The sequence below is a fragment of the Vibrio sp. 10N.261.52.A1 genome, assembly GCF_002876325.1.
GTDB lineage: Bacteria > Pseudomonadota > Gammaproteobacteria > Enterobacterales > Vibrionaceae > Vibrio > Vibrio chagasii.
Map to the genome: position 1 here is coordinate 1 of NZ_MCYD01000580.1, position 12,184 is coordinate 12,184.

At 43.6% G+C, this 12,184-nt stretch carries 9 protein-coding genes; all 9 read right to left on the reverse strand.

The annotated features are described in order from the left end of the window. Positions 1-2,599: type VI secretion protein IcmF/TssM N-terminal domain-containing protein (locus tag BCT81_RS09530; protein ID WP_102423970.1), on the reverse strand; the 2,599-nt coding region annotated here is incomplete at its 3' end. Between the two features lie 2 nt (positions 2,600-2,601). Continuing rightward, positions 2,602-3,804: a type IVB secretion system protein IcmH/DotU gene (gene icmH, locus BCT81_RS09535; RefSeq protein WP_198596871.1), complete on the reverse strand. Its 1,203-nt coding sequence runs from the start codon at positions 3,802-3,804 to the stop codon at positions 2,602-2,604. Beyond that, positions 3,804-5,135 (reverse strand): type VI secretion system baseplate subunit TssK, encoded by a 1,332-nt coding sequence (gene tssK, locus BCT81_RS09540; RefSeq protein ID WP_102423971.1) that lies wholly within the window; start codon positions 5,133-5,135, stop codon positions 3,804-3,806. Before tssK ends, icmH begins: the two co-directional genes overlap by 1 nt. 41 nt (positions 5,136-5,176) lie before the next feature. Further along, complete coding sequence (gene tssJ / locus BCT81_RS09545) at positions 5,177-5,665, reverse strand: type VI secretion system lipoprotein TssJ (RefSeq protein WP_102423972.1); 489 nt, start codon at positions 5,663-5,665, stop codon at positions 5,177-5,179. Next, complete coding sequence (locus BCT81_RS09550) at positions 5,662-6,609, reverse strand: FHA domain-containing protein (RefSeq protein WP_102423973.1); 948 nt, start codon at positions 6,607-6,609, stop codon at positions 5,662-5,664. The genes tssJ and BCT81_RS09550 overlap by 4 nt, the downstream gene beginning before the upstream one ends. A gap of 3 nt (positions 6,610-6,612) precedes the next feature. Then, a complete protein-coding gene (locus tag BCT81_RS09555) occupies positions 6,613-7,341 on the reverse strand; it encodes a transporter substrate-binding domain-containing protein (RefSeq protein WP_102423974.1) in 729 nt (242 codons plus the stop codon). Beyond that, the gene (locus BCT81_RS09560; RefSeq protein ID WP_102423975.1) at positions 7,328-8,326 is read right to left on the reverse strand and encodes an ABC transporter substrate binding protein; all 999 of its coding nucleotides are present in this window, start codon (positions 8,324-8,326) and stop codon (positions 7,328-7,330) included. Before BCT81_RS09560 ends, BCT81_RS09555 begins: the two co-directional genes overlap by 14 nt. Continuing rightward, entirely contained in the window at positions 8,323-10,890 is a 2,568-nt protein-coding gene (locus tag BCT81_RS09565) for an MFS transporter (protein WP_102423976.1), read from the reverse strand. The genes BCT81_RS09560 and BCT81_RS09565 overlap by 4 nt, the downstream gene beginning before the upstream one ends. 10 nt (positions 10,891-10,900) lie before the next feature. Then, positions 10,901-12,184 (reverse strand): AAA family ATPase (locus BCT81_RS09570; protein WP_133152597.1); only part of this gene is annotated, 1,284 nt, incomplete at its 5' end.

The window sequence follows — 12,184 nt, forward strand, 5'->3', positions numbered from 1 at the left end:
CGAGTGAAGCAATAGGGTTACCAGCCTGTAGAGTCGCAGATAGTGTATCAAAGGCGACCTTCTGGGGCTCTTTGGCCTCGTAAAATTTATTTCCCCACTTATTCGCGTTGATAAACGCTGTAAGTAGGTTATCTATTGGCTTTTTACCTTGGTCATTAGCGATAACCTGCTTTTTGTAGGCTTGGAAGCTGAGTGATATCTGACGAGCGGATTCCTTTTTATCAGGATCTTGAATCGGCATGCTTGCAGGGTCTTGTTTTTTGTCATCCTGAGCGGGGATTTCAAGCTCCACATAGGTGTATTTAGCAATCGTTGAATACAAGCTAACGATTGGGTTATTGCTTGCTTCAGATAGGCTAGCTAATGCAGTTTTTAATTGTGTCGGGTCGGCAACTTCTTTGACTTCGACATTACGAATTAGGTCGCGCCAATAGTTAATGTAATCGTTTTGGTAAGTCTGCTTGAGTTCTCGGCTAATACGGTGAAGCTCCAATGCACTCGGATACGCGCCCGCCACGCCTTCGTAAGATTGTAATGCAGACATTAAAGTCGGGGAGTTCACCGATAAGTCGAGTTCATTAAAGCCCGTCGGTGTGTAGATATATGGAACTAGGTAACCGACGAAACTTGGTGAGAATTTAAATACCGAATTGAAGTTATCACCCAGTTCGCCACGAATATCGACACGTTTTGAGTAATCAGGTGAGCTTTGAATGTGCTCGTACAGCAGTGTCTCAATACCAGTTTGAGTGATGACTTTCTTAGCTAAACTTTCTAAATCATGGTTTGATTTAACTGGGGTCAGATTACGGGCAAAGATGTCATCCAACAGCACTTCGAGTTGAGCAATGTTGACGCTGTCGGCTTCACCTTGATCTTGCAGCGTACGAACGTAGTAGTTTTTAAGCTCTTGTACGTTGGTTCTGTCTTTGCTGAAGAGTAAGCGATAGTTATTCAGCAAAGAGAGGGTTTGTGACTGATCTTCTAAGTTCACATAGACGAAGAGATCTTTCTCCAGCGTGTTTTCCATTGAAGGGATTAGAACTTGCTGTAACTCGGCGAAGTACGCCTCTTCTACCTCTGCCTTAATACTTGGGTTAGGCATAAATGGTAAGGTATACCAAGGTTCTGGTTGATTATAGAGGTTGTAGATTCTTTGCAGTGAGAACAGGTTCGGGATGTTATCGGCCATGTTCTCGATGTCATAAGGCGATGCAGAGATCGCTTCTTTATAACGCTCAAGCATCACATCGGCTCGGGTTTCACGCTGGTTCTGGAAATCAAAATCAAACTTAATCACCAGTAATACAGCGGCGAGTAAACCTATCCAAGAGAGCGTAAACAGCACTTGGTTAACAAGCAGGGTATTCTCTTTACGTTTGTTCACACCGACCAGTTCGTGCTCCGCCAAGATCACATGCGTCATCAAGTATTGGGCAAACAAGGTTTGGTTTACCGGGATTTGCTCGTTCTGTTGATAGTGCTCGTGACCGACAGAATAGGAGACAGTGCTTGCCAGTAAGTCTGATTGTGCGGAGCTTTGACCATCGTGAGTGAAGTAAAAGCCTCTAAACTGAAGTGCATCGCTGAGTTGTTCTCCGCGATATAGGCGATTTAAAAACAACCACAGGTTTTGTTTCAATAAACCAAACTGGAATGGGGCGCTCGCGATGGAGTTTCGGTAATCTTGATTCAACTGCCCAGCAAGTGCATTGCTCATATTGGCAATCAGTTCACTGATTAAGTGGTCATATTCATCATTAAACCAATCGGCATCGATACCGCCGTGTTTGGAATACGGGGCTGTCGCGCCAAACACTTCGTCTCTCTTTGACTCATCAAAAGCAGAGAAGAACTGACAGAAATCACTGATACTTCCCATGTTTGAGATAACGTTATAAATCGGTAGGTTAACACCAAACGCTTGGTTAAATGTCTTAATGGTCGACTTGAGTTCATCAGCCTGTTGGGTAATTTGCTCGTTGTTCTCTAATAGCGATGACACGTCAGTCGTGAGCAGCAAACCGTTAGCCGCTTGTCTTGGTCGCCACGCGGTGAGAGATTGGCACAGAGTTTTCAAATATTCAGGGTGTTGGTCTTCACCCATACTGATTGAGACTAAAATCGAATGCTCGCTAACCCAAAATAGGATAGGGAATTCGATGTCATTGCCAAAGTCGTCAAGTTTATGCGCCTCATAACCCATTTGCGTGATGATGCTTTTGTCTTTGTTCGGATTTTGGCTTAACAGCAAATAGATAGGCTGGTCATAGCGGCTGGTTAAACGTGTCTTGCGTTTTTGTTCGCTGATCATACGCTTGAAATGGTTAGCCAGCTGCTTTTGTCGTTTCTGAATCAGCTCTTTGTCGAATGACTCTTCTTGTGATTTTGCGCTGCGCTTAATTACTACCCAGTAGCAAATGACACCAACCAAGGTTGATAAAATGGCAGCCGTGGCAAGCGCCCAAACCAGATAAGCATTGAGGGGTGTTAACAGAATGACACTAGAAGCGACAGTAAAAAACGCGACAGAGGCTAGAGCAGAGATACCTACCGTTTTCTTTACGTTACCTGACTTGTTTGGTTTTGCATCCGGCATAATCAGTTAGACTCTTCCTTGTTTAAGTCATGCGCAGAAGTGCGAACGATAATGGCATTTATTTGGTCGTTTTCGACATACCATGCTTTGGTTTTTCTCGCTTCTTCTGAGGTGTTCGCTCTCAATATCACTCGGTAGTATTTCTTGTACGGTGAGATGATTGGTTCATAAGCTGATGGCGACAGATTGTTGATAAAAGCTTGGGCATTTTTCTTACTAGAGAACGTCGCTAATTGAACCAACCAATTCGCCGTGCTTGGTGCTAAGTTGGTAACCTGTGATGTCTCAACTGCTTGGGCTTTACTTGCATGACGAGGTGGTGATTCAAGATCGTTGTCTTGGCTAATAAATACGATGTCTTTGACTTCACCAGACAATACGTAGCGCTCGCTAAAGTTAGGCAAAAAGGTGAAATCACGAGCTCGCTGGGTATGAGTCTTGGTGTACCAAAACTCAGTGAGTCCGATACTGGTTGCTATCAGACAAAAGAAAAACAAACTGGTAATGAAGTATCGCTTACGTCGAGTCGGCTTTCTTACTTCTGGGAGCTTAACTTTAGTTCGGCAGTGAACGCCGCTCACAGTGCGATACTGGCTAATGGTCTGTTCTAATTGATGGACAAATGCCTTTAGTTGCTCAGCACCACCTTCCCGATATTGTCCTTTGAACCCGATATTGATAAAGAGATAAACGATCTCAAGAAGATCAATTAATTTGTGAGGTTGTCTTGCAGCTTTTTCGGCAACAGAGAAGAACAGCTCACCACCGTTACGCATACCAAACAGTTCACTCAGTAGGGTTTTATTTTCCCAGCCTCGCTTCTCTCCCCATTCGGTATAAATGATGAACTCATCAATCACCACGGCATACAAGAAGCAGAGTTTATCGATAACAGCAACTGGGTAGGTTAACTCGGTCGCCTGAGCTTTGATGTCGTTAATGCCCTGAATAAATTGCTCACGGAAAACGGTTAAATCATCAGGTTCAGATAAGGTTGAGATCTTGAGTGTTTTGGTCAGTAAATCACTGCTGATATTGATCAGTTGATTCTCTGCTTTATCAAAGTGACGCAGAAACTCTTCTTGAGCGCTAGTGGAGTGCACCGCGACTAATTTAGAGAAAGCCTGGTCAGACTCTGTATTGGCAGAGCCTTTTGACGCTTTATCGATGACCAGTGTTTCTTCGTCTAAATAATCCATAGCCATTATCTCAACGCGTAAAGAACAACTTCGAGAGTTGGTATCCGAGCATCAACATGCAGCGCAATGGCATCGCGAGTGTCGAGCATATCGAGCCAGTTTCTGTCTTTGGTATCGACCTCAAAATAAGCGACGCCTTGCATCGGCTTAAGCTCGCTTGGCGCAATAGGCAGTGGGGTTAATGAGATGCCAGAAAGGGAGCTTCGAACCAGTTCCACAATCTTGTTGTTGCTGCTGAGCTTAGCGGAAATAGGGAAAAGCTCATTTAACTCTGTACTGCTGATATCGGACTTAACACTCAGAACGAAGCGACGGTTGTATACGCTGCTTGGATCTTTGATAAGGGTGCGAAGTAAGCGACGTTTTTCAAATAGAGATATGTCCCATTTGAACTCGATGACAGAATCTTGTTGAACGAGAGTCAGCAGGTTTCTTAAGCTTGAAAACAGTGGGTTAAAGTTGTCGTACAGCTTATCGTATTTTAGGGGCTGACATTGAGCGGGGATCGCTGGTGTTAGTGCCATCACTTGAGCTTCAAACTGCTTTAGCTTTGAATACAGCTCGTGAGTCGGGTATTTGGTGTTGCTAATGGTTAATTCGAACCACGGTAACCACGTGTTGAGGGTTTGCAACCAAAGGAAGTCTTGCATCATGGACTGTGGGCTTTTCTGCCCTTGGCCAGCTTCGATACGTTTCAAAAGGTTTTGAGCACGGTTACTTACCAGTGCATGAATCTCTTTGACTCGTTCGCTAAGCAGCGTCGACGCGCCATGGTGCAAACAAGCTGGAATAAAGGCACGATCCAACATCACTTCGTCGGAATCGCTGATTTCTAGGATCTTAGCGACCGGAATTAGGGTAAAACCTGAGGTGTCTTCTCCTGCGAACTTGAGGCCGATGTTGAGTTGTGCGACATCAACTTCAACGCTCGCGTTTTCCGAGGTTGAGGTATCGAAAACATTGATTGAACGAGTGATGTAACGGCTTTGCTCTTGACCATTTTCGCTGTAATCATTGTTACCTTGCAAAGAAATTGGCAGTGCAAGATAGACCACGGTTTCGATAGTGCCTTGTGGGATATCGACAACGATTTCTTGCTTGAGATTAAACTGAGTTCCATCAGGGAACACGCCGGAACAACTCGGGATTGAGAGTTTACCGATCTTTAATAGATCATGGTTAAGTACTAACTCGGTGATGCCAAAGAAAGGGGCAAACCCAGCCAGTGTTTCAATATTCTGACGAATGTAGTTTTGCACATAGCGGTCTTGCTGCTGAAAGTGCTGAGGCGCAATAAACATCCCTTCTTGCCACACTACTTTTTTGAAAGCGTCCACGTAAAATCCTTTTCTATAATTTTTATTGGTTGGCTGTTTTACTAAAAGATTTGCCACCAGCTAGAGTCTGGCTGTATCACGGCTAGCTCTGCTTTCTTCCCTGTAATCGTTAACTCTAAAGTTTGCTCTGGATCGGAGGGCATCATGAGGACGGCTTTGGTTGTGCCATCTTGGTAATCTGCAAATTCGACCAGTGCTGCAATGTATTGCGTGTTTTTATTGATATCTAACGTCACCGCTTGTTCAGAGTTTGGCAATACGATCGGTAACACCTGTTTTGAAACCAAGTTTGCCGCGAGTAACTGCAAGTCATTATTGTATAAATCAATAAATGGCAGTTGCTTGAACAGTTGTTGATCCGTTAGTTGGTAAAGCCTAACCACAACTGGGTTAGCTTGATCGTCGTTGTATTGATTGATTGTCGCGTCTGCTTTTACCGTCAGCGAGTATTGAGTCACAACCGGAACAGGGTCCGATGACGAGCATGCTGCGACGAGTAAACAAAGGGATAAGAGTATGAGTCTTTTCATTCTCTCTCCTCACTTTGCTTTTGCATGTTCTCCATAAACAGTGCTTTGAACTGACGTCTGAAATCTCCGTTGTCTTGACGGTGTTGGAAGTGTTTGCGATAGATCTTCCAATACTTTTTATCTTTATTGCTAAAAATACCGCTACTTACGTATTCGCTAAATTGGCTCTCAAGCTGCTTTGGTGCAAATTCATTTAAGAACTGATCAACCGTTTGTTCTAACGCATCAAACAAGGCTTTTTGCTGTAGTTGCGGATTTTGTAAATACTGCTGATTTTTCTCGGTTAGGGTAATGAGCTTGTCGATTGATTCTTCAATTCGAGTGTTGTTCTCGATATTGACGGGCAAATACTCTAATTCTGCAGAGGATAGGGCGCTGGTGTCTCCATGAGCGATTTCATCCACTTCAATGTTGGGAACAACTTGTTCATCGTCCAGATCCTCAAATGGGTCAGAAGAGAACGGGTCATCACTCAACACATTTTTTGAAGAGAAGTTTGATGTTTTTTTTGTGGATGTAACTTCTGGTGCCTCATCGAGAAAGTCAGTGTCGCTGTCATCCAGTTTTAAATTGAAAGGTTCTATGAAAGTGTCATCCTGTTTGTTGTTCGTTGACTCAACCTTGGGGGTACTTAATAGGCTAACCAGCAGTGTGTAACCACCTAGTTTGATGATGTCGCCATCAGTAATAACGTACTCTTTCTCTTTTGCCAGTGATTTGTCGTTTAACGAAACGCCGTTGTTACTGATGTCTTTAATCACGTAACCGCGATCCGTTGGGTACAGTTGACAGTGAGTACGAGAAATCCATTTTGTTTGGTCTGGAAGCGCAATATCACATGACGGAGAACGACCTAAGCTTCCGCCACTTTCTGGCAGATACGACACTCTAGAGGAAACAACCTCTTCAGCAGGTACAGAAATCATGTGGACACTGATGGACAATGGCTACTCCTTGCACTTGGATATGGCTGTGTTAAAACTGTCTAGGAAACCTGAGTAGGTTTTAAGAAATCGATTCGAAAAGTAGACCCCCATATCCTTGGTATCTAAGTTCGTCGAATTGAAGTAATCGAGTGGTAATGAGGCATGTTCCAACTCCCGTTTGAATACCAACTCATCTTCTAAAACAACATCAATTTCCCTTTGTTTTAAAAGTCTTAGTAATACTTTAGCATCTCGTGGCTGCTTAACGACGTTAAATCCGTTACGTTTTAGCCAAAACCATTTGTTTGAGCCAAATTTGGCAGAAAAGTTGAGGTTTAACTTTGACAATTCATCAACCTTCGGTTCCACTCCTGGACCAAAATACCAATTCAAAGTTTGTTTAGCGATTGGAGCGGAAAGCGTCGCATACTCATCACGTTCTGATGTTTGTGTCGCAACGAAAAATCCATGCTGGCTGCCACTATGAACACGCAGCTGTGCATCAGACCAAGTGGTCATGGTGAGCTGGTAGGGTTGTCCCATCTTGCCCAAGGCACATTTCACTTTGTCTAAAGCAATGCCTTGCATCGTAGCGTTTTCATAACTTTGGTAGGGCGGCCAATCTTGAGTGGTTAGCAAAAGCCTTGATGGCCCAATTTTAAGTTGAGCGAAAGCGCTCATCGACCAAGATGTCGAGAGGATAAGAGTGGCTAACGATAATCTGATGGTAGAGGCTCTAGTTAACATCATTAGAGTTTCCTATCACTTCAGAGATTTTCAATATAGACACTGGCGGGTAATAGTCGAGCTTCTGTGCGGCTTCGATATTTACAATATAAGAATATTGGCTGAGTGACTCTATTGGTATGTCTGAAGCTTTTTGAGTTCCTTTCAAAATGTTCTTCGCTTTGTATCCCGCAAATTGACCAACGTTGTAGTAACGACTCACGATACCAAACAAGGCTTTATGCTTTCTTATCGGGCTCTCAGTAGCTGAGAATGTTGGGATACCCTTCGAATGTAACCCTGATACGACTTCCCCTCCTTGGGTGATGATGTATGAATCAGGGGGTAAGTAAGCCATATCGACACCATCACGTTTCATATTATTTATCGTGAGGTTAATTAAGTCGCTGTTTGACTTACTTTTATCAATGTTTAATGGGTACAACATAACACGCTTATTATAAATTTCCGATAACTCCATCATTTTATTTGCGGTGATAACCGAATTATTTTCATCAGCGTTATAGATAACCCCAAGGCTAGAAATGTTATTCAGTTTATCAATGGCTTTGAACTGTATTTCATGAGGGACAATATGTGAGACACCCGTAAAATTTCTATCTTTCGAAGATAAATCAGAAATTAAATTAGAACCGACGGGGTCGGTGACAATACTAAACACGACTGGTGTCGTATTGTTTGTTCTAAAATCACTAGGTTTTGAGTAAGTACCCAATAAATTCAGTGTGATAGTGGTACCAAATGAATAGATAAGATCTGCGTTTTTATATTCTAAACCTTTGATGTGTTGCTTGAGTGCTGCCTTATCTCTGTTGGCATCTAATATCGTGAATCGCACATCCACATGCTGAGATAAATAGTCCATGAAGCCTTGCTCAGCATCAGTCACTCCCCGCCATAACAAAAGAATGACGTGTTTTTCAGCGCTATTAGCGAACGCTGCAGGAGTCATCAAAATAAAGCTTAGAATGAACACGATCATTTTCATGATTGAACTCCTAGCTTATGTTTGTCAGCCTTTAAAAAGATTGAGAAGAATAGAATCAAGCTTAATGAGCTTACTAGCAGGGAAGCGCCAAATATAATAATGGTTTGGTCGTAACCGAAAATACTTAAGCTTACGCCGGCTAACATTGGTCCTGCGATATTCCCGATACGCTCTGTAAGCCTAAAGATACCGATGATTTTACCTTTCTCGATGCCTTGTCCCGAAAGTAGGTCGATGACTAAAGGTATTTGAGGAGAAACACAGATCCCGTGTGCAATACCAATGACAATAACGATCAGAAGTAGCCCCAGTGTACCTTGGAAGAAATAGAAGTTGAGTAGGGCGAGCGCAGACAGTAGCCCACCAATGAAGATAAACGCCATTTTGTTTTTGAGCTTGTCGACCAAAATTGCACTCAACGGTGAAATTAGAATGATCGCGAGGCCATAAGCCATTATTACGCGACCGGATACAGAGCTACTTTCCCCAAGAAACTGCAGGTAAACAGGGCAGATGTAATAAAGGAAGCCTGTTAGAACAATCTTTGCAGGGATAGCGCTGAAGACAGTAATTAATGCGAAGTACTTGTTACTCAACAGCAGTTTGAAGTCTTGCAACTTAACGGGTTTACTTGAATTACTGCTATTGGACTTTTCAAAGAATACATAAACTAACAGCACGCTGAGCGTGGCTAACAATCCAGCTAGCATAAAGGTTTCTGAATAGCCGAGTTTTTCCGCAAGGATCCCACCAATCGCAGCGCCGCATAGCGAGCCGGAGAAGAACGACGACAGGAAGGTCGCCATACCTTTTGTCCGGTTCGAGTCATTGGTGGTATCAGAGACATAACCCTGAGCTGAAATAAACACGACGCCGTAACCAACCGCGGTAAAGGCACGAGCGATCAACAACAATTCAAGTGATTGAATGAAAGCAGTAGCCATTAGGCCGATACACGTAATGAGTCCACCCGTGATTAACGAGTGCCTTCTGCCTACTTTGTCTGACCAATAGCCTGCGAATGGCAGTGAGATTGCCCAGCACAGCATGAATAGAGAAATAGGTAAACTGGTCACTAGATTTTCAGGTATCCAGCCAGTGGTATTTTCTAATGAAGAGACAAACGTTGGAAAAAATGCCAGCGAAGAGGCTTCAGAGAACACTAATAAAAATAGCGGCAAGCGAATGAATCGAAAATCTTGTTTATCAATATCTTGAGATGGTTGGTTGGGATTCAGTTTGGTGATCGCTTGGTTGGTGAGATTGAGTAGTTTACCAATCTCATCTCGAGTCGAGATCTTAGCAAGGTGATTCACTATGTCTCTGTTGACCAGCATAAAGACACGCTTTACCTGATTCCAAGGTGAGATGATCATGAAGTTACACATGAACAGAATGATTTCGGCCACCACAAGGCAAGAGGCAACCAACACGGTGATCATATCCATGACGCTCTCTTTGAGCAGGTTGATGATCAAATTGTTGTCGGTCGTGACATTCAACTGAATCGTGTGGCTGTTATTGAGCGTGAACGTAGACTCGCGAATAGAAGGGTGCTCTACATAAACCTCAGGATAGCGATACGTTGTTCCAGATTGCCCTTGAAAGTTAATAGAAAGAATCTCGCTGTGATGATCGACGAAGAACGCGAACTCTTCTTCTAAACCATACAGTCTGTCGTCAGGCACTCCCTTATCAAGTAGTCCCTTTATCATTTGATTTAATGAATCGCCAATTAGGTTCGATTTCTGTTCAAGCTTGATTTCGTATATCTGAGAAAACTTGTCTAGAGATTGGTATGAAACCCCTAAGTTGGCGATGATGGTAAGGAAGATTGCGAGGGAGATAATAAACACGGGAAAGTGTTTGTTTTTAAACTTCTCATACTTAGATAACGAGTTCGGAGATTGAAGCGCTTTGTGAGCTTGTGTGATCGTTGGCAACAACTCAACTGAACCGGGCGCAGACTCAAAGATAGCTGTTGCACTTTTTACTCTACCAACAATACCTTCTAATAAGTATTTCAATGCGGCAAAGGCAACCAAACACGAAAGCAGAATCCAAATTGCAGAATAGAGAAACTGAAGTTTAAGTAAGAAGGTCTTTTGCTGTTCTAATAGAGTGGTGGAGTAGTAAAGCTTCACTTGACCTTCGACTAAGCCAAAAGAGTTGGTGATATCAAGTGATAGCTGACGATCACTTTGCTGAGCTCCTTCTCTGGTACCAAACAGTTGTTCTCCAGAGGTAGAGACAACCACCAAAGCAGTAATACCATCAACAATTTGGAGGCGTCGGTCTAGCATATTCTGAATATTGGAGATGGCAGACAGAGGTAAGCCTAAGCTGATCGCTTGGTTAATATCGTTATGAGTCTCCTCTAAGACTATCTCATAGATAGAATCAGACGTTTCAGTCAGTCTTTTCTCAAAGTTGAAATAGTTCAGTGTGGCGTTTAACGCGATAGAGAACAGCAAGACCGCCATGATGGCAAACATCAACTTAACCCGTAGCGACAGGTTAAGTAATGAAGGTTTGGTCAAGGTTTGGCTAGTCTTACTGCTCATTAGCTAAGGCCTATTTAATCGTTAAATCGAAATCGGCGCTATTGTTTGTCGCACTGACCGACACATGAGTAATTGGTTCGCTGCGGCTTAGACGCCCAATACACTCTTCAGCCAACCTCGGCATTAGAGAGCGGTTAATGATTTGCTCGACAGCGCGACCACCCGTTGTTGGATCTGTATTGCGATCCACCACAAACTGAATGAAGTCAGCATCCCATGTGAACGACGCTTGATATTGCTCTGCCAGTTTCCTCTTGATGCGATTAAGTGATATCTCAGTGATCTTCGCTAGTTCTTCATCATTAAGCGGGTAGTACGGGACAATGGTAGTGCGCCCTAAGAAAGCGGGCTTAAAGTACTGTTGCAAGTCGGGACGAATCGCCTCCAGTAGCTCGTCGTTGTCTATGCGATCTGTAGTCTTGGCACAGACATCACAGATAGCTTGATCAGCGGCGTTCGAGGTCATGATGATAATGGTATTTTTGAAATCAACCGTTCGGCCTTCGCTGTCTTTGATATGACCTTTATCGAAGATTTGGTAAAACAGGTCATGCACGCCAGGGTGCGCTTTCTCCATTTCATCTAACAGCAGCACTGAGTAAGGGTTGCGTCGAATCGCTTCTGTTAACACACCGCCTTCACCAAAGCCTACGTAACCCGCTGGTGAGCCGAGTAGCATAGAGATCTTATGCTCTTCTTTAAACTCGGTCATGTTGATTACAGTAAGGTCGTTGCTACCTCCGTACAGTTGCTCCGCGAGCGCCATGGCGGTTTCGGTTTTACCCACACCACTAGGACCACACATTAAAAACACGCCAATAGGTTTACGGTTGTCGGTTAAACCCGCGCGGGATATACGAATCGCTTTAGCAAGCTCATTCTTAGCAACATCTTGACCAATGACTCGGGTATTGAGCTCGTCCTCTAAGGTAAGTAGCTTGGCGATTTCATCACTCATCATGTTGCCAACAGGGATACCTGTCCAATTGGCAATCACTTGTGCGATGGTGTTGTCGTCAACCATCGCATAAACCAGAGGCTCTTCACCTTGTAGGTCTGCTAATTCGGTTCTCAGAGTATCAAGTTGTTTCTGTTTAGTAGCATCGACTGAATCTTGTTCCTGCTCTTCAGTGATCTCTTGTTGAACAGTCTTGATTTGGTCAACTAATTCAATCTCTTTCTCCCAGCGCGTGTAATACGCAGCAAGTGCCTGTTGGTTCTCTTCGATTGATTGTGTCAGCTCTTCGATTACTTCAGCGCTGTTTGAGAATAGGGCATCTTCTTTCTCTAGGGC

Bases quoted from the DNA above. Each gene is read 5' to 3' on its own strand.
- BCT81_RS09555 (WP_102423974.1), bottom strand. From the start codon at position 7,341: ATGATGTTAACTAGAGCCTCTACCATCAGATTATCGTTAGCCACTCTT.
- BCT81_RS09560 (WP_102423975.1), bottom strand. From the start codon at position 8,326: ATGAAAATGATCGTGTTCATTCTAAGCTTTATTTTGATGACTCCTGCA.
- BCT81_RS09565 (WP_102423976.1), bottom strand. From the start codon at position 10,890: ATGAGCAGTAAGACTAGCCAAACCTTGACCAAACCTTCATTACTTAAC.
- tssJ (WP_102423972.1), bottom strand. From the start codon at position 5,665: ATGAAAAGACTCATACTCTTATCCCTTTGTTTACTCGTCGCAGCATGC.
- icmH (WP_198596871.1), bottom strand. From the start codon at position 3,804: ATGGCTATGGATTATTTAGACGAAGAAACACTGGTCATCGATAAAGCG.